General features: G+C 75.7%; 17 protein-coding genes and 1 riboswitch. Of the genes, 11 read left to right on the forward strand and 6 right to left on the reverse strand.

Features of this window, described 5'->3' with window-relative positions:
• Window positions 1–16: 16 nt before the first annotated feature.
• Window positions 17–442, forward strand: coding sequence for a response regulator transcription factor (locus DQ241_RS14455; RefSeq protein ID WP_113830903.1), 426 nt, complete (start codon window positions 17–19; stop codon window positions 440–442).
• Entirely contained in the window at window positions 439–1,497 is a 1,059-nt protein-coding gene (gene trpD / locus DQ241_RS14460; RefSeq protein WP_113830904.1) for an anthranilate phosphoribosyltransferase, read from the forward strand. Before DQ241_RS14455 ends, trpD begins: the two co-directional genes overlap by 4 nt.
• Here the strand turns inward: trpD and DQ241_RS14465 are convergent.
• Window positions 1,494–1,781, reverse strand: a complete 288-nt coding sequence (locus tag DQ241_RS14465; RefSeq protein WP_113830905.1) for an Lrp/AsnC family transcriptional regulator — start codon at window positions 1,779–1,781, stop codon at window positions 1,494–1,496. The two genes, trpD and DQ241_RS14465, sit on opposite strands and share 4 nt — an antisense overlap.
• A complete protein-coding gene (locus DQ241_RS14470) occupies window positions 1,778–3,592 on the reverse strand; it encodes a DEDD exonuclease domain-containing protein (protein ID WP_113830906.1) in 1,815 nt (604 codons plus the stop codon). The genes DQ241_RS14465 and DQ241_RS14470 overlap by 4 nt, the downstream gene beginning before the upstream one ends.
• 194 nt (window positions 3,593–3,786) lie before the next feature.
• On the opposite strand from DQ241_RS14470, the gene DQ241_RS20625 reads away from it, so the two are divergent.
• The 5 genes from DQ241_RS20625 (at window position 3,787) to DQ241_RS14495 (ending at window position 9,885) form a co-directional block, all read left to right on the forward strand.
• Window positions 3,787–5,517: a D-alanyl-D-alanine carboxypeptidase family protein gene (locus tag DQ241_RS20625; RefSeq protein ID WP_113830907.1), complete on the forward strand. Its 1,731-nt coding sequence runs from the start codon at window positions 3,787–3,789 to the stop codon at window positions 5,515–5,517.
• Window positions 5,518–5,585: 68 nt separating this feature from the next.
• Window positions 5,586–5,921: a hypothetical protein gene (locus DQ241_RS14480; RefSeq protein WP_113830908.1), complete on the forward strand. Its 336-nt coding sequence runs from the start codon at window positions 5,586–5,588 to the stop codon at window positions 5,919–5,921.
• A 187-nt stretch (window positions 5,922–6,108) separates the two neighbouring features.
• Window positions 6,109–6,290: riboswitch (cyclic di-AMP (ydaO/yuaA leader) on the forward strand.
• 16 nt (window positions 6,291–6,306) lie between these two features.
• Entirely contained in the window at window positions 6,307–7,392 is a 1,086-nt protein-coding gene (locus DQ241_RS14485; RefSeq protein ID WP_113830909.1) for a C40 family peptidase, read from the forward strand.
• Window positions 7,393–7,525: 133 nt separating this feature from the next.
• Window positions 7,526–8,764, forward strand: a complete 1,239-nt coding sequence (locus tag DQ241_RS14490) for a M48 family metalloprotease (RefSeq protein ID WP_113830910.1) — start codon at window positions 7,526–7,528, stop codon at window positions 8,762–8,764.
• The gene (locus DQ241_RS14495) at window positions 8,761–9,885 is read left to right on the forward strand and encodes a glycosyltransferase family 4 protein (RefSeq protein ID WP_113831183.1); all 1,125 of its coding nucleotides are present in this window, start codon (window positions 8,761–8,763) and stop codon (window positions 9,883–9,885) included. Before DQ241_RS14490 ends, DQ241_RS14495 begins: the two co-directional genes overlap by 4 nt.
• A 40-nt stretch (window positions 9,886–9,925) precedes the next feature.
• On the opposite strand, the gene DQ241_RS14500 is transcribed toward DQ241_RS14495, so the two are convergent.
• Window positions 9,926–11,719 (reverse strand): long-chain fatty acid--CoA ligase, encoded by a 1,794-nt coding sequence (locus tag DQ241_RS14500; RefSeq protein WP_199584571.1) that lies wholly within the window; start codon window positions 11,717–11,719, stop codon window positions 9,926–9,928.
• Between the two features lie 157 nt (window positions 11,720–11,876).
• On the opposite strand from DQ241_RS14500, the gene DQ241_RS14505 reads away from it, so the two are divergent.
• The 4 genes from DQ241_RS14505 to DQ241_RS14520 are packed head-to-tail and all read left to right on the forward strand — an operon-like array spanning window position 11,877 to window position 14,786.
• Entirely contained in the window at window positions 11,877–12,308 is a 432-nt protein-coding gene (locus tag DQ241_RS14505; RefSeq protein WP_113830911.1) for an SRPBCC family protein, read from the forward strand.
• An 8-nt stretch (window positions 12,309–12,316) separates the two neighbouring features.
• Window positions 12,317–13,477, forward strand: a complete 1,161-nt coding sequence (locus tag DQ241_RS14510) for an ArsA family ATPase (protein ID WP_113830912.1) — start codon at window positions 12,317–12,319, stop codon at window positions 13,475–13,477.
• Window positions 13,474–13,806 carry a hypothetical protein gene (locus DQ241_RS14515; RefSeq protein WP_113830913.1) on the forward strand — a complete coding sequence of 111 codons (333 nt, stop codon included), beginning with the start codon at window positions 13,474–13,476 and terminating at the stop codon, window positions 13,804–13,806. The genes DQ241_RS14510 and DQ241_RS14515 overlap by 4 nt, the downstream gene beginning before the upstream one ends.
• Entirely contained in the window at window positions 13,803–14,786 is a 984-nt protein-coding gene (locus tag DQ241_RS14520; RefSeq protein WP_113830914.1) for an ROK family glucokinase, read from the forward strand. The genes DQ241_RS14515 and DQ241_RS14520 overlap by 4 nt, the downstream gene beginning before the upstream one ends.
• A gap of 9 nt (window positions 14,787–14,795) precedes the next feature.
• Here the strand turns inward: DQ241_RS14520 and DQ241_RS14525 are convergent, their stop codons facing one another.
• From DQ241_RS14525 to DQ241_RS14540, 3 genes are read right to left on the reverse strand one after another with little or no spacing between them, the layout of a single operon-like run.
• Complete coding sequence (locus DQ241_RS14525) at window positions 14,796–16,025, reverse strand: TIGR00300 family protein (protein ID WP_113830915.1); 1,230 nt, start codon at window positions 16,023–16,025, stop codon at window positions 14,796–14,798.
• A gap of 16 nt (window positions 16,026–16,041) precedes the next feature.
• Complete coding sequence (locus tag DQ241_RS20420) at window positions 16,042–16,719, reverse strand: hypothetical protein (protein WP_147252386.1); 678 nt, start codon at window positions 16,717–16,719, stop codon at window positions 16,042–16,044.
• Complete coding sequence (locus DQ241_RS14540; protein ID WP_113830918.1) at window positions 16,716–17,510, reverse strand: carboxylesterase; 795 nt, start codon at window positions 17,508–17,510, stop codon at window positions 16,716–16,718. Before DQ241_RS14540 ends, DQ241_RS20420 begins: the two co-directional genes overlap by 4 nt.
• Window positions 17,511–17,544 lie beyond the last annotated feature (34 nt).

The raw sequence follows: 17,544 nt of genomic DNA on the forward strand, positions 1-17,544 counted from the left end.
CACTAGGCTCGGCCGCGTGAGCGCAGCCGGAACCACCGACGCACCGGCCACCGTGCTGGTCTACAGCCACCGCGCCGAGGTGCGGGAGTCCGTCCGGACCGCCGTCGGCCGCCGCCCGGCGCGCGACGTGGGGCCGCTCACCTGGCTGGAGTGCACCACGCCGGACGAGGTCGTCGCCGCGGTGGACCGCGGCGGGATCGACCTCTGCGTCCTCGACGGCGAGGCGCAGCCCGCCGGTGGGCTCGCCCTGGCGCGGCAGCTGGACCAGGAGGTGCCCGGCCGGCCCGCCGTGTGCGTCCTCATCGCCCGGCAGCCCGACCGCTGGCTGGCGCACTGGTCGCGCGCCGAGGGCATCCTGCCGATGCCGGTCGACCCGCTCACCGCGCCCGCCGTCGTGGCGGACCTGCTGCGCACGCACGCGCGGCGGCCCGCCGTCCGGTGACCGCCCCGCAGGGGGCCCGCCCGACCTGGCCGGGCCTGCTCAACCGGCTCCTGGCCGGTCAGGACCTGACCGCCGACGACACCGCATGGGCCATGCGCGAGGTCATGACGGGTGAGGCGACGCCGGCGCAGGTGGCCGCCTTCGCCGTGGCGCTGCGGGCCAAGGGCGAGTCGTCGACCGAGGTGGCCGGCCTGTCGCGCACGATGCTCGAGCTGGCCACGCCGGTGCAGCTCCCGCTGGACTGCGTGGACATCGTCGGCACCGGTGGCGACGGCGCGCACACGGTGAACATCTCCACGATGGCGGCGGTCGTGACCGCGTCCGCCGGGGTGCCGGTGGCCAAGCACGGCAACCGTGCCGCGTCGTCGTCGTCGGGCGCCGCGGACGTCCTGGAGGCGCTGGGCGTGGTCATCGACCTTCCCGCGCCCGCGGTGGCGCGGTGCGTGCAGGAGGCCGGAATCGGCTTCTTCTTCGCCCCGGTGTTCCACCCCGGCTACCGGCACGCGGGAGCCCCCCGGCGGGAGATGGGCATCGCCACCGTCTTCAACTTCCTCGGTCCGCTCACCAACCCGGCCCGGCCGGTCGCGGCGGCCATCGGCTGCGCGGACCTGCGCATGGCGCCGGTCCTCGCCGGGGTGCTCGCGTCGCGCGGCACCCGCGCGCTCGTCTTCCGGGGGGACGACGGCCTCGACGAGCTGACCACGGCCACGACCTCGTCGGTCTGGGTGGTCCGGGACGGCGAGGTGGTGCCCGATCGCGTCGACCCGAGCGCCCTCGGCATCGGGGCGCCCGGGCCGGATGCGCTGCGCGGCGGGCCGCCGGCGTTCAACGCCGACGTGTTCCGGCGGGTCGTGGACGGCGAGCGGGGTGCGGTCCGCGACGCGGTCCTGCTCAACGCCGCCGCCGCGCTGGCCGCGTTCGACGAGCGCGCCGTCCGGCTGCACGACGCCCTCGCGGCCGGCATGGAGCGGGCCGCGGCCGCGATCGACGACGGCCGGGCTGCCGCCCAGCTGGACCGCTGGGTCGAGGTCAGCCGGCGGGTGCGGTCGCGCTAGTCGGCGTCCTCGAAGCCGATCGCGAACGCCGCCTCCAGGTCGTGCTTGGAGTAGGCGCGGAAGGCGATGTGCGTCTCGGTCTCCAGGACGCCGGGGACCTTGTTGATCCGGCCCGCGATCACCTCGGCCACCTGGTCGAACTCCCGCACGCGCACCAGCGCGATGAGGTCGACCTCGCCCGCGGTGGAGTAGACCTCGCTGACGCCGTCGAGGTCGGCGATCGCGGAGGCCACCTCGGGGATGGAGTCCGTCGCGGCGTCGATCATGACGATGGCGGTGATCACGCCGGCGATGCTAGCCGTGCGCGGGGTCCGGCGACCGCACCCGCGGTCACCCGGTCCGGTCGGGCCCGGGTGCCGAGCGACCGGCCGTCGGCGAAGGGGTCGCGGGTGCTGCGCCCGGCGTCGGCGAGCGCCAGGAAGCCGCTGAAGGCCCCCGTGCCGGGCGCGGGGCAGGCGAGCGTGCCGTCGACCTCGACCAGCCGGGTGCCGGGCTTCTCCATCCACCGCAGCACCAGCTCGGTCTCGTCCACCGACGTCGTCGCGGCCTCGTCGGTCACCGTCTCGGCGGTGCTGAGGAGGTCGGCGAGCGTGCCCCGCACCGACGTGCCGCGCGGCGCCAGCCCGGCGGCGACCAGCCGGCCGTGGCGGACCACCGACAGCTCCCACCCGCCGTCGCCGTCCGGGCGGGCGAGGACCAGCTCCGGCACGGCGGCGAGGGACTCCAGCCGCTGGCGTCGGCGCACCGCCCGCAGCAGGACGGCGACGCGGTCGCGCAGCACCGCGGCGTCCTCGTAGCGCTCCTCCGCGGCCAGGCGTTCCACCCGCGCCAGTAGCGGGGCGACCAGCGCGCCCGGGTCGCTGGCCACGGCGGCGGAGAAGATCCCGGCGACGGGCGCGTACTCGTCGACGGACTGGGCACCGGTGCACGGGGCGCCGCAGCGCCCCATCCCGGCCAGCGCGCACGCCGAGCCCGACGAGGGGCGGGCCGGGATCCGGGCGGTGCACTGCCGCAGCGGGAGCGCCTCGTGGACCGCGGCGACGGCGGAGTCGGCGGCCCGCCGGTCGGGGAACGGGCCCAGGAACACGCCGGCGCCCGGTCGCACGCGCCGCACGACCGACAGCCGGGGGAACGGTTCCTCCGTCAGCCGCACCCACAGCGCGCGCTCGGGGAAGCGGGAGCGCCGGTTGTAGCGGGGCTTGTGCTCGGCGATCAGCCGCAGCTCGCGCACCGCAGCCTCCAGCGCGTGCGCGCACGGGATGGCGTCGACCCGCTGCGCCAGGGCGACCATCTCGGTGATCCGGCTGCGCTGCTCGCCGGAGGTGAAGTAGCTGCGCACCCGGCTGCGGAGGTCGGTGGAGGTGCCGACGTAGAGCGGCTCGTCCCGGGGGCCGCGGAAGAGGTAGACGCCCGGCCCGTGCGGGACGGCGTCGGCGAGGTGCCGCTTGCGGCGGCGCTCGGGGTCGACCTGGCGGGTGAGGCCGGTCAGCTCCTCGAGCGAGGTGATGCCCAGGGGCCCCAGGCGCTCGAAGAGCCCGTGCAGGACGTCGACCGTGGCCCGCGCGTCGTCCAGCGCCCGGTGGGTCGGCGAGGTGGTGGCGGAGAAGAACGGCGCCAGGGTGGCCAGCTTGCAGTTGGGCACCTCGTCGCGGGTGAGCAGCCGGCGGGCGAGCACGGCGGTGTCCACGGAGGCGGTGGTCGGCCAGGCCATCCCGCTCCCGGCGCACGCCGCCTTGAGGAAGCCCAGGTCGAACGGGGCGTTGTGGGCGACCAGGACCGCGCCGCGGGCGAACTCGAGGAACGACGGCAGCACGGTGCCGATGCGGGGTGCGGCCGCCACCATCGCCGTGGTGATCCCGGTGAGCACGCTGATGTAGGGCGGGATCTCGTGGCCCGGGTCGACCAGCGTCTGGAACTCGCCGAGCACCGCGCCACCCCGGACCTTCACGGCGCCGATCTCGGTGATGGCGCTGTCCTTCGGCGATCCGCCCGTCGTCTCGAGGTCGACGACGACGAAGGTGACCTCCGCCAGGGGGGTGCCGAGGTCCTCGATCGTTCCCTGCTCGTACCGGGGGAGGGGGGAGGAGGCGGGCACGGCGCGGACGGTAGGTCGGGGTGGTGACAGTCCTGGCGCCGCCGCGCCGGGAGCGGGTCGCCCGCGAGGGGGGAATGCCCAGGTCCGCGTGGCGGTCCGGCGGTGATCAGGACAACATTCCTGCGGTGCGCCCCCGCGCCCCGATCCGCAGAGGTGGTCCGATGCTCCCGCGCCCCAGGCGCACCCCGAGGCCGGTGACCGGGCGACGGCGCCCGCGCGGCGCCGTCCGACCGGCGCTGGCCGCCGCTGCCGCCGCCGTCGTCCTCGGCACGGCGGGGCCGGCGCTCGCCGCCCCGAGCGACCAGCCGGGTGGGACCTCCGGCGTCCTGGACAGCCGGGCGCTCGACCGGCTCCAGGAGCGGGCGACGGAGGTGCAGGACGGCCTCCGCGAGCAGCAGCGGGAGGTGGCCGCGGCGCAGGAGGCGCAGGCGGCGGCCGAGCGGGAGGTCGCCGCGGCCGAGGCCGTGCTCACCGACGCCGCCGGCGAGCTCGCCGGCTTCCAGGCCGAGGTCGCCGGGTACGCCGCGGCCGTCTACCGCGACGGCGGTGCCCTCACCCCGCTCACCGTGCTGCTCAGCAGCGGCGACCCGGGCGAGGTCCTCTCCGCGATGGGCTTCCTCGACGTCGTCGACCGGCACGCAGCCCGGCTGATCGGCGCGGCCGAGGAGCAGCGGCAGGCGGCGCTGGCGCGCCGGCGCACCGCGGAGGCCGCGCTCCAGGAGGCGCGGGCCCGCGCCGACGAGGTGGCCGCCCGGATCGCCGAGCTCGAGGCCGCGGCCGGCGCCGTCACCGACGAGCTGGACGACGCCCTCGGTGCGGTCGACGCGCAGCTGGCCCAGCTGCAGCGGGAGCAGGTCGAGGTCAACGAGCGCACCGCCGCCAACTGGCGCGGCTACCTCGACCAGCTGACCGCCGCCGGGATCACCGCCCCGCCGGCCGCGGCGCTGCAGGACCCGGCCGGTGGGCTGCCCGACCGCCTGGTGCCGGTCGCGGCCACCGGGGGCGGCGCCCAGCGCGGAGCCGCCCAGCTGCCGGGGCAGCCGTCGTCGCTGCTGGTCCTGCCGGCCGAGACGCTGGGTGCGGTGTCCGCGGCGATGGAGGCCCTCGGCCGGCCGTACGCGCCGGGCACGGCCGGTCCGGACTCCTGGGCCTGCGGATCCCTGGTGCAGTCGGTCTACGGGCGCACGGGCATCTCCCTGCCCGGCGACCAGGCGGGCCTCTTCGCCGTGACGGCGCCGGTGGCTCCGGCCGACGTGCTCCCCGGCGACCTGGTCTTCCTCGGGACGGCGGAGTCGGGGCTGGGCCACGTCGGCATCGCGCTGGACCCGCGGACCATGCTCGCCGCCGACGCGCGGGCGGGTGCGGTCGTCGTCCGCACCCTGCCGGCCGACCAGGTCCTCGGCATCGGCCGCCCGACGCTGCCCCGGCGGGCGCCGGTGGACGCGCCCGGTCCGGCCGGTGGCGCGCTCCGGGTGGAGTGCGGGAACACCGTCTACCCGCCCAGCTACGACGGCGCCCGGCAGTGGGGCGGCTACCCCAACGGCCTGATCCCGCCGAGCGCGATGTGCGGGCTCGGGGTGGGCGGCCACCAGCTGCGGTGCGACGCCGCGGCGGCCTACCGCGCGCTGTCCGCCGCCTACGCCGGCGCGTTCGGAGGGCCGCTCTGCATCACCGACTCCTACCGGACCTACGCCGGCCAGGTGACCCTCTACGGGCAGAAGCCGGCGCTGGCCGCGGTGCCGGGGACGAGCAACCACGGCTGGGGGCTCGCGGTCGACCTCTGCGGGGGCGTCGAGCGCTTCGGCACGCCCCAGTACGCCTGGATGGTCGCCAACGCCGGCCGGTTCGGCTTCCTGCACCCCGCGTGGGCCGATCCGGGGAACGGCCGCGAGGAGCCCTGGCACTGGGAGTACGCGGGCACCTGACCCGCGGTCCGGCGGAAATGTCGGTGGCCGTTCCTACCGTGCGCAACGACTCACGGAGGAGAAACGCCATGCTCATCGACTGCGACACCTGCACCGCCCGGGGTACCGGCTGCGCCGACTGCGTCGTCACCGTGCTCCTGGGCGCCCCACCCGGCTGGCAGGGGGTGGACCCCGTCGTCGTCCCCATGGACGGGCGCGCCCGTCTTGCCGGTCCCGCCGAGGTGCCGACGGCGGCCGAGCTGGTCGCCGAGGACGTCGTGGTGCCCCCGCCCGGCGTGGTGGTCGAGCTGGACGACGTGGAGCGCCGGGCCGTCCGCGCGCTCGCCGAGGGTGGCCTCGTGCCCCCGTTGCGGCACCGCTCGACCGCGCGCGACACCGGGCCGGGAGGTCGTCGCACCGGCTGATCGCAGCTCCCTCCACGAGCGGAGCGTGCGCATACACCTACGGAGAGCTGATGTCGGTGAGGCGCGCGAGCGCGGACGCGATTCTCGTCACAGGCATAGCAGGCGCCCCGGTTTGTCACGGCAACATCACGGTCGTAGGGTCGTCGCCGTCCGACCGGGTGGTCGCCGCCCGCAGAAGGGTGGCCTCGGCCGGGCACCGCCGAATCACCGTCGACGGCGTCCGCGTGACGCCCGAGGTGAACCGGGGACCCACCGCAGTCCTGGGGTGAGTTCCCCTGCAGGGCCGGCTCGCCGGTGAGCAGGGGATAGGGCCAGTCTTCCCAGCCCGAACCCGTCAGCTAACTCGGTAGGCGGTTGCAGAGGAAGAAACGGAGAGCCGCCGCTCGTGGCGACCCCTCACGCACCGCTGACGCATGCCCCCGCACAGCTCACCCCCGCCGCACTGCCCGGTCGCGCTCGTCCGCGACGGCTCGGCTTCCTCCGCTCGGGCGTCCTCCTCGGCGCCGGCGCGCTGACCCTGACGCTCCTCCCCGGGACCGCTGCCGCTGAGCCGGCCGCCACGGCCGCCGAGGCCGCGCAGCAGGTGGCCGAGGCCAGCCACCAGCTGGAGGTCGTCACCGAGCAGCTCAACGAGGCCAAGGTCGTCCTGGAGCAGCAGCAGGCCGCCGCCCAGGGGGCCGAGCAGGCCGCCGCCGAGGCCCAGGAGCAGCTGGACGCCCTCGACGAGCAGATCCGCCAGCTGGCCCGGTCCGCCTACACCAGCGGCGGCAACCGGCTGACCCAGCTCGACGTGCTGCTCACCAGCGGCTCGGCCGACGAGTTCGTCTCGCAGCTCGGCACCCTCGACGCGATCGCCGGCCACACCAACGCCGCGGTCACCGAGGTCGGCCAGGTGGCCGACCGCGCCGAGGACGCCCGTGACGAGGCGCAGAAGGCCCGGGACGAGGCGCAGAAGGCGGTCGACGACATCGCCGCGCAGCAGGAGGACCTCGAGGCGCGGATCGCCGACTACCAGCGGCAGTACGACGCCCTGAGCGCCCCGCAGCAGGCCGAGGTCGCCCGGGCGCACGGCGGCGGCGAGGCCCTGCCGGCGCCCAGCGGTGTCATCGCGCCCAGCGCCGCGGCCCAGAAGGCCGTGGACACCGCGCTGGCCCAGGTCGGCGACCCCTACGTCTGGGGTGCCGGCGGCCCGAACGCCTTCGATTGCTCCGGCCTGACCTCCTACGCCTACGCGGCGGCCGGGGTGAGCCTGCCCCACTCCAGCGCGAGCCAGTCGCGGATGGGCATGGCCGTCTCGCGCAGCGAGCTGCAGCCGGGTGACCTGGTGTTCTTCTACAGCCCGGTCAGCCACGTCGGCATGTACATCGGCAACGGCCAGATGGTGCACGCCTCGACCTCCGGTCAGCCGGTCAAGGTCGCCAGCCTGGACTCGATGGGCAGCTACAACAGCGCCCGCCGCATCGCCGGGTAGAACGACGGCACCACGGTCGGAGGCCGGTGACCCCACGAGGGGGTCACCGGCCTCCGCTCTGCCGGCCCCGTCCAGAGGCTCGCCGCGAGCGCGCGAGCGGGGAGGGGGACGCGGTCCTTCTAGGATCGGCCGGGTGCGTGCCCGTCGCGCCGCGCTGGTGGCCGCGGTCCTGCTCCTCGCCGCGTTCGCCGTGGTCGTCGCCGTCACCACGCCCTGGGACGTGCTGCCCGAGCGCGTGGCCGATCCCTCGGCCGGCCTCCCGGCCGAGCAGGTCTCACGGGCCGAGGCCTTCGCCGCGGCACTGCGCCCGGCGTCGCTCGCCTCGCTGCTGCTGGGGTTGCTCGTCGCCGCGGTCCTGGGGCTGACCCGGCTCGGTGCCCGGCTGGTCCGCGCCGTCGCGGCCCCGCTGGGCGGCGGCTGGTTCTGGCAGGTGCTGCTCGGCGTCCTGGCCCTGGCCGTCGTCGGACGGGTGGCCACCCTCCCGCTGTCGGTCTACGGCGAGGTCGTGCGGCACCGCTACGGGCTCTCCACCCGCAGCTGGGGCCTGTTCGCCCGCGACGTCGTCGTCAACCTCCTCATCGACACGGCCCTGACCGCGCTGGCCGTCGTCGCCCTGGTGTGGCTGGCGCGGCGGGCCGCGCGGGCGTGGTGGGCGTTCGCCGCGGTGGGCGCCGCGGCGCTGGTCGTCGTCGGCTCGTTCCTCTGGCCGGTGGTCATCGAGCCCGCGTTCAACAGCTTCGAGCCGCTGCCGGTCGGGGAGCTGCGCACCGACCTGCTGGCGCTGGCCGAGGAGAACGGCACCCCGGTGCAGGACGTGCTCGTCTCCGACGCCTCCCGGCGCACGACCGCGCTCAACGCCTACGTCTCCGGCTTCGGCTCCACCCGCCGCATCGTCGTGTACGACACGGTGCTCGACCGGCTGTCCGACGAGGAGATCGAGTCGATCGCCGCCCACGAGCTCGGCCACGTGGCCGCGGACGACGTCCTGACCGGCACCCTGCTCGGTGCGCTGGGCGCGGCCGGGGGAGTGGCGCTGCTGGGCTGGCTGCTCACCTCACCCGCGCTGCTGCGCCGGTCCGGCGCCGACGGGCCGGGCGATCCGCGCGTCGTCCCGCTCCTGCTGCTGCTGGTCGCCGTCGGGACGCTGGTCGCCACGCCCGTGCAGAACCTCGTCTCGCGGCAGATCGAGGCCCGGGCGGACGCGCACGCCCTGGACCTGACCGGCGATCCGGAGGCCTTCGTCGACATGCAGCGGCTCCTGGCCACCACGAACCTCTCCGACCCCGACCCGCCGACGGCCTGGCACCGGTTCTTCGGCTCCCACCCGACGACCTCGCAGCGGGTCGCGCTGGCCCAGGAGTGGCGACCGTGAGCCGCACCCTCGTCGTCACCAACGACTTCCCGCCGCGGCAGGGCGGCATCCAGACCTTCGTCGCCGCCCTGCTGGAGCGCCGGCCGCCCGATTCGCTGGTCGTGCTGGCCTCGGACCACCCCGGCTCCGCCGAGCACGACGCCGGGCTGCCGTACCCGGTGGTGCGCCGGCCCACCGGGATGCTGCTGCCCACCCGCGCCACCGCCCGCGCCGCCGCGGAGCTCGTCGCGCGCCACGGCTGCGACACGGTCCTCTACGGCGCGGCCGCGCCGCTCGGCCTGCTCGCCCCCGCGCTGCGCCGCGCCGGGGTGCGCCACCAGGTCGGCATCACCCACGGGCACGAGACCGGGTGGGTGGCGCTCCCGGGGAGCCGCCAGCTGATGCAGCGCATCGCCGCGCAGGTCGACGTGCTCACCTACATCAGCGAGTACACCCGCAGCCGGCTGGCTCCCGCGCTGGGGGACCGCACCCGCCTCGCGCAGCTCTCACCCGGGGTGGACGTCGACCGGTTCACCCCGGACGCCGACGGCGCGCTGGTGCGCCGCCGGCACGGCCTCGGCGACGCCCCGGTGGTCGTCTGCGTCTCCCGGCTGGTCGCCCGCAAGGGCCAGGACGTGCTCGTGGCGGGCTGGCCCCAGGTGCTGGCGCGGCACCCGCGCGCCCGGCTCCTGCTGGTCGGGGGCGGGCCGGACGAGGCGGACCTGCGGCGCGCGGTCGCCCGCCGGGGGCTGCAGGACTCCGTCGTCCTCACCGGTCCGGTGCCGGTCGCGGAGCTGCCCGCGCACTACGCGGCCGGCGACGTGTTCGCCATGCCGTGCCGCACCCGGCGTCTCGGGCTGGACGTCGAGGGCCTGGGCATGGTCTTCCTCGAGGCGGCTGCGTGCGCACGGCCCGTCGTCGCCGGCACCTCGGGCGGCGCCCCGGAGACGGTGCAGGAGGGCGTCACCGGGCACGTCGTCGACCCGCGGTCGCCGTCGGAGGTGGCGACGACGATCGCCGACCTGCTCGCCGACCCGCAGCGCGCGGCGGCGATGGGCGCCGCCGGCCGGCGGTGGGTGGAGGAGCGCTGGTCGTGGACGACGATCGCGCGCACCTTCGCCGACCTCCTGGAGAAGCACTGAGCCCCCGTCCCCGGGCGGGGGCGGGGGCTCGGCGCGGAGCTCAGCGGGCGTAGAGGTTCTCCACCTCGTCGCCGAACTCCTTCATCACCACGTTGCGCTTGAGCTTCAGGCTCGGGGTCAGCATCCCGTTGTCCTCGGTGAAGTCGGTGCCCAGGACGCGCCACTTCTTGATCGCCTCGGCCTGCGAGACGGCCCGGTTCGCGTCCTTGACCGCAGCCTCGAGCTCGGCGAGCACCTCGGGGTCCTCGCGCAGCTGGTCGACGGTGAGCGCGGAGTCCTTGCCCTTGGACTCCAGCCACTGCGGCAGCGCCTCCTCGTCGAGGGTGATCAGCGCCGCGATGAACGGGCGCTGGTCGCCGACGACGATGCACTGGCTGACCAGGCGGTGGGCGCGCAGCCGGTCCTCGAGCACCGCGGGGGCGACGTTCTTGCCGCCCGCGGTCACCAGGATCTCCTTCTTGCGGCCGGTGATCCTGACGAAGCCCTGGTCGTCGATCTCGCCGAGGTCGCCGGTGTGGAACCAGCCCTCGGCGTCGATCGCCTCCTTGGTGGCGTCGTCGTTCTTCCAGTAGCCGCGCATGACGATGCCGCCCTTGATCAGCAGCTCGCCGTCCTCGGCGACCGCGAAGGAGACGCCCGGCAGCGGACGGCCCACGGTGCCGATCTTGATGGCGGTCTCGTAGTTCACCGCCGCGGCGGCGGTGGTCTCGGTCAGGCCGTAGCCCTCGAAGACGGTGACGCCGATGCCGCGGAAGAAGTGGCCCAGCCGCTCGCCGAGCGGCGCGCCGCCGGAGATGGCACCGAGGCAGCGGCCGCCGAGCGCGGCCCGCAGCTTGCCGTAGACCAGCTTGTCGAACAGCGCGTGCTGCACCCGCAGGCCCAGGCCCGGGCCGCCGGTGTCCTGCGCGCGGGACCAGTCGATGGCCACCTGGGCGGCGCGGTCGAAGATCTTGCCCTTGCCGTCGCCCTCGGCCTTCGCCTTGGCCTGGTTGAACACCTTCTCGAACACGCGCGGGACGGCCAGGACGAAGGTCGGCTTGAACTCGCCGAGGTCCTCGACCAGGTTCTTCACGTCCGGGGTGTGCCCGATGACGGTGCGGTTCTTGATGGCGCCCACCTGCAGGACGCGGGCCAGCACGTGCGCCAGCGGGATGAACAGCAGCAGCGAGCCCTGCACGTTCATGAACTTGTCGAGCAGCGTGATGCCGTTGCCGATCTCGAACAGGAAGTTCGCGTGGGTGAGCTCGCAGCCCTTGGGCCGGCCGGTGGTCCCACTGGTGTAGATGAGCGTGGCCAGGCTGTCGGCGCTCAGGGTCGCCCGGCGGGCGTCCAGCTCGCTGTCGGGGACGTCCTTGCCGGCGGCGACCAGCTGGTCGACCGCGCCGTCGTCGATGACGAGGACGGCCTTGAGGTCGGGGGCCTGGTCGCGGACGGACTCCACGGCGGCGGCGTGCTCGTCGCGCTCGACGATGGCGGCGGTCGCGCCGGAGTCCGACAGGATCCAGGCGACCTGGTCGGCGCTGGAGGTCTCGTAGATGGGGACGACGACGGCGCCGGCGGTCCAGATGGCGTAGTCGAAGACGGTCCACTCGTAACGGGTCTTGGCCTGCAGTGCCACGCGGTCACCGGCAGCCACGCCGGAGGCGATCAGCCCCTTGGCGACGCCGCGGACCTCCTCGCCGAACTGCTTCCACGTGACGTCGGTCCACCGGCCGCCCACCTGCCGCCGCAGACCCACCTCGTCGCCGTGCTCGGTGACGTTGGTGGTCAGCATGTCGGTCAGGGCCTTGCCGGGGGCCACCTCGTAGGTCACTGGAACGCTGAACTCGCGCACGCCGGGTCCTCTCCTCCCCGGCGTCGGTGAGGGCGCCGTCGCCCTCGCCCCGGTCCAGGGACGTTTCCGGCAAATCTAGCCGCTGCTCCTACTGAGGAGTAATGCAGAGTGGCAGCGGCGGCTCCCTGAGCTGGGCGGGCGCGTTAGCCTGCTCCGCATGGCCGACCAGTCCACGCAGTCCATCGTCGTCGAGGCACCCGCGTCCGACGTCATGGCGGTCATCGCCGACTTCCCCGCCTACCCCCAGTGGGTCGCCGCCGCCAAGCAGGTCGAGGTGCTCGAGGAGGGGCCGGACGGCCGGGCCCGCCGGGTGCACTTCGTGCTCGACGCCGGCGCGGTGAAGGACGACTACGTCCTCGAGTACACCTGGGACGGCGACCGGCAGGTGCGGTGGAGCCTGGTCAAGGGTTCGATGCAGAAGCGGAACGACGGCTCCTACACCCTCGCCGAGTCCGACGGCCGCACCGAGGTCACCTACTCGATCACCATCGACCTCTCCATCCCGATGCTGGGGATGATCAAGCGCCGGGCGGAGAAGGTCATCCTGGACACGGCTCTCAAGGAGCTCAAGAAGCGCGTCGAGGGCTGAGACCCGTCGTGCGCACGCTGCTCGTGGCCGGCCCCGGTGGGGCCGGCACCTCGACGTCGGCCGCCGCGGCCGCGGTCCGCGCTGCCCGCGACGGTCGCGCGACCGTGCTCCTCACCCGCCGGGCGCCGGACGTCGCCGGCCTCGGTGCCGTGCCCGGGCTCCAGGTCCGGACCGTCGACCCGCGGGCGTCGGTCGAGGAGTTCTGGGGCGGCACCGTCGTCCCGTCCGCGGCCGGTCTGCCGCTGACCCTGCCCCCGGCCAGCTCCGTCGTCCCGCTGCCCGGCGCCGCGGAGCTGGCGCTCCTGGCCGAGCTCGGCCGGGTCGAGGCCGACCTGGTGGTCGTGGACGCCGGCTCCACGACCGACCTGGTGGGGCTGGTCGCGCTGCCGTCGACGCTGCGCTGGTGGCTGGACCGGCTCCTGCCCCCGGGGATCCGGGCGCTGGGCGCGGTGCGCACGGCCGCCGTCGCCGCCGGCGCTGCCCGCCGGGGGCCGGCCGACGCCGGGCTGGCGCTGGTCCGCCGGATCGAGTCGCTGCTGGCCTCCGACCGCCTCGCCCCCGACCCGCCGGGCCCGGCCACGGGCACCGCCGTCCTCCTCACCGCGGTGCCGAGGGCCGGTACGGCTCCGGCGCTGCGGCCGCTGGTGACCGCTCTCGGGCTGCACGGCGTCCGGCCCGGTGCCGTCCTGGCACGGGTGCTCCCGGCGGAGGGCACGGGGGAGTGGTGGCGCCGGCGCACCGCCGAGCAGGAGTCGGCGCTGGCCGAGCTGGCGGTGCTGGCCCCGGTGCACGCCGTCGAGGAGGGGGCCGAGGTGCCGCGCGACGCCGATGCGCTGGCCGCGCTGCTCGACGGCTTCGAGCTGCCCGCCGCCACCGCGCTGCCGGCGCCCGCCACCGAGCGGGCCGGGGGCGGCTGGCGGCTGAGCGTCCCGCTGCCGTTCGCCGAGCGCGGCGCGGTGCAGCTGACCCGCTGGGAGGACGACCTGGTCGTCGACGCCGCGGGCACCCGGCGCTCCCTGCCGCTCGATTCCCTGCTGCGCCGCTGCGAGGTGACCGGCGGCTCGCTGGTCGACGCCGGCACCGCGGACGCCCGACTCGAGGTCGCCTTCCGACCCGACCCCACGCTCTGGCCGGCCGACCTCCTGGCCGCCGAGAGGAGGAACCGATGACCACCGGAGCCGACTGGCTGGACTCCGCGCGGCGGCTGATCGACGCCCTGCGCCCCGAGGCCGACCCCGACGACGCCACCACCACCGGCGGACCGGCCGCCCACGGCGAGCACGGCGGCGACTGCCGCTGGTGCCCGGTGTGCCAGGTCGCCGCGGTCGTCCGCGGCGAGCGACCGGAGGTGACCGCGGCGCTCGCCGACGTCCTGACCACCACCGCGGCCGCGCTGCGCACCTTCGCCGGGGAGCCGCCCGCGCCGTCGGCCGGTGCTGCCACCGACGAGGACCCGGGCGACGAGCCGCCGTCGGTCCAGCGCATCGAGATCGCGTGACCGCCCCCGGCTCGCTGGCCGCCCTCGGCATCGACATCGGCGGCACGAAGGTCGCCGGCGGCGTGGTCACCCCGGACGGCACGATCACGGCCACCGCGCGCCGGGCGACCCCGGGCAAGTCCGTCTCGGCCACCGAGGACGCCATCGCCGCCGTCGTCGAGGAGCTGGCGGCCGGCCACGACGGCGAGATCGTCGGCGTCGGCATCGGCGCGGCCGGCTGGTTCGACCGGACCGGCGACACCGTGCTGTTCAGCCCGCACCTGGCGTGGCGGCACGCGTCGCTGCGCAAGGACCTGGAGTCGCGGCTCCAGCGGCCGCTGTGGGTGGGCAACGACGCCGACGCCGCGGCCTGGGCGGAGTACCGCTACGGCGCCGCCCGGGGTGCGGACCTCGCGCTGATGATCACGCTCGGCACCGGCATCGGCGGCGGGATCGTCATGGACGGGCGGCTGCAGCGTGGCTCGCACGGCGTCGCGGGGGAGTGGGGCCACATGCGCGTGGTCCCCGACGGCCGCCTGTGCGCCTGCGGCAACCGCGGCTGCTGGGAGCAGTACGCCAGCGGTACCGCGCTCGGCCAGACCGCGCGCGAGGTGGCCAGCACGTCCCCGGCCGCGGCGGCGATGCTGCTGGAGCGGGTCGACGGCGAGGCGCAGCGGCTCACCGGTGAGGACGTCGCCCGGGCCGCGTACGACGGCGATCCGCTGGCCCTGGAGCTGCTGGCCGGCGTCGGCGAGTGGCTCGGGCAGGGCATCGCCGACCTCTCCGCCGTCCTCGACCCGGAGGTCGTGGTCATCGGCGGCGGGGTGAGCGTGCTCGGCGAGATGGTGCTCGCCCCGGCGCGCGACCGGCTCGAGCGGGCGCTGCCCGGCCGGGGGTTCCGCCCCGGGCCGCGGATCGTCGCGGCCGAGCTGGGGGCGCAGGCCGGCATCGTCGGCGCGGCCGACCTGGTGCGGAGGGACGTCGCCGAGGGCACCGCCTGAGGCCGGCGGTCAGCAGAGCTCGCGGGCGAGCTGCTCCAGGAACAGGCCGATGTCGGTGACGATGCCCATGGCCTGCGCGCTGCCGCGGTCGGCCAGCTTGGTGACCGTCGCCGGGTTGATGTCGACGCAGACCAGCGGGACCGACGCCGGCAGCAGGTTCCCGGTGGCGATCGAGTGCAGCATCGTGGCGACCATGATCGCGAAGCCGACGTCGTGCAGCTCGGCGCGCATCGCCCGCTGGCCCTCGATGACGTCGGTGAAGACGTCGGGCAGCGGGCCGTCGTCGCGGACCGACCCGACCAGCACGAACGGCTTGCCGGCCTGCACCAGCGCGTGCATGACGCCCCCGGTGAGGACGCCGGAGTCGACCGCGGCCGCGATGGAACCGGCCGCGCGGACGGTGTTGATCGCTCGGATGTGGTGCTCGTGCCCGTGCGGCACGCCCGACCCCTTGGCCAGGTCGACGCCCAGCGAGGTCCCGTAGAGCGCCGACTCGATGTCGTGCGTCGCCAGCGCGTTGCCCGCGAACAGCACGTCGACGTAGCCGGCGCGCACCAGCCGGACCATGGCGGGGGAGGCGCCGGTGTGCACGACCGCGGGGCCGCCGACCCACAGCACCCGCCGGCCCGCGGCCTTCACCTCGCGCATCCGCTCGGCGATCTGGCGCACCAGCAGCGCCTGCGGCTTCTCGCTGGAGACCGCCGAGGACATGAACCCGAAGTTCTCCTCCTCGCCGCGGGCCACCGCCGGGGGCATCTCCACCCGGACGCCGTGGGCGCCGCAGACCACCTGCTCGCCGGCCCGCACGTCGCTGACCGGGACCGTGCGCACCACGGGGCGCCCGCCGGCCCCGGCCGGGTCGACGACCAGCCCGCAGTCCATCTCGGCGCGGTCGACGGCGATCCAGTCCCGCTCCAGCCGGACGAAGGTGTCGAGGTTGGTGGTGGAGTAGAAGTCGTCGGGGAAGACGCCGTCGGCCGGGGCGGGCCGCGTCGTGGCGGTGCCGGGGTCGACGGCGTTGGCGCCGTGGGTCTGCAGCCGCATGAGGATGCGGTCGAGCAGCTCGCCGTCGGCCGCGCGGACCTCGATCTCGGCCCGCGACTCGTCCTCGTGCCGGCGGCCCAGGTCGAGGTCGGCGATCCGGTAGTCCCCGCCGTACTCCAGGACGTCGTCGAGCACCCGGGCCAGGATGCCGGTGTCCATCAGGTGGCCGGTGAGCGCGACGGTGGCGGCGTCCATGCCCGCACCGTAGGGGTCAGACGACCGCGCCGTCGTCCCCGTCGTCGCCGGTGGAGCGCTCCCGCATGCGGGAGACCAGCATGGCCACCCCTCCGGCGATCGCCGCGACGCCGAGCAGCAGGCCGACGTCCGCGGACAGCCGCAGCACGCCGGGAGCACCGATGAGCAGCAGCCCGCCCACGACCAGCAGCACCGCGTACAGCGTCGTCGGCGAGGGCGCGGGGAGCGGCGGGGGAGGCGGCGGCTCGTAGTGCTCCTCGGGGAGGTCCAGCACCGACAGCTCGTGCGGCGCCCGGGGAGGGGCGTCCGACGGCGCCTCGTCGACGGCGGTACGGCCGTGCTCCGCCTCGAACGCGGCCACGATGCGGCTCCACTCGGCGTCCTCGTCGAGGTCCGCGCGCGCCGGGGCGGCCTCGACGGGCTGCCGCGCGTGCTCGTCGGCGTGCCGGTCGACCAGCACGCCGGCCTCCTCCCGGCGGCCACGGTCGACGAAGAGCCGGTCGGTGGGCGGGCTGGGCAGGGAGACCTCGCGGGTGTACGGCCCGACGTCGGCCGACGGCTCGAGGTAGGCCGGGATGCCCGCGGCCTGGAGCACGTCGAGCAGGTGCTCGCCGACCCGCGGGTCGACGTCGCGCAGCGGGCTCCAGAGGACGGCGTCGAGGCCGTTGTCGCGGCGGCCGCGTCGTCCGGTCACGGCGTCTCCGGCTCGGTCGCCGGCACGCGGGCCCTGATCCACTCGACCGAGCCGCGGAAGATCCGTGGGGCGTCGTTGTCCAGCGTCGCGACGTGGTAGCTGTCCTCGAGCAGCACCTCGGTGGTGTCGCTGCTCCCGACCCCGGCCAGCAGGACCTCGCTGTTGACCGGCTCGACGACGTGGTCCTCGGCGCTGTGGAAGACGATCACCGGCGCGGTGACCCGGCCCAGGTCGGTGCGGGTGAGGGCCCACAGCGCCCGTAGCTGCATCATCGCCCGGGTCGGCAGCTTCGGGTAGGCGAGCTCGACGACGCCGGCCTTCTTGATGTCGCTGGCGATCGGCGCCCAGCTGGGGGTCAGCCTCGACAGCAGCGGCAGCAGCTTGGCGTCCAGCCGCTGGGTGAGCAGCGCCGGGTTGACCAGCAGCAGGCCGGCGACGTCATCGGGGCGCACCTCGGCCAGCCGGGTGGCCAGCGTGCCGCCCATGGACAGCCCGGCCACGAACACCCGGTCGCAGCCCGCGCGCAGCTCGTCGAACGCCCGCTCGACCGCCGTCGTCCACTGCTCGTGGGTGCTGGTGTTGCAGTCCTGCCAGGTCGTGCCGTGGCCCGGCAGCAGCGGGCAGCGCACGGTGAACCCCTCGGCCGCGAGGTGCTCGCCCCACGGCCGCATGCTCATCGGGTTGCCGGTGAAGCCGTGCACCAGCAGCACGCCGGTGCGCGCGTCAGCGCCCCGCCCGGGGAAGTCGAACGGCTCGGCGCCGGCCAGCACGGCGGGGGTCGGACCGGGCACGGGCGTCCTCCTGGTCGTCCGGCGGCGGGAGCCG

The organism is Blastococcus sp. TF02A-30, assembly GCF_003319185.1.
Classification (GTDB): domain Bacteria; phylum Actinomycetota; class Actinomycetes; order Mycobacteriales; family Geodermatophilaceae; genus Blastococcus.

Bases quoted from the DNA above. Each gene is read 5' to 3' on its own strand.
- DQ241_RS14505 (WP_113830911.1), top strand. From the start codon at position 11,877: ATGGCCGACCAGTCCACGCAGTCCATCGTCGTCGAGGCACCCGCGTCC.
- DQ241_RS14525 (WP_113830915.1), bottom strand. From the start codon at position 16,025: ATGGACGCCGCCACCGTCGCGCTCACCGGCCACCTGATGGACACCGGC.
- DQ241_RS14515 (WP_113830913.1), top strand. From the start codon at position 13,474: ATGACCACCGGAGCCGACTGGCTGGACTCCGCGCGGCGGCTGATCGAC.
- DQ241_RS14480 (WP_113830908.1), top strand. From the start codon at position 5,586: ATGCTCATCGACTGCGACACCTGCACCGCCCGGGGTACCGGCTGCGCC.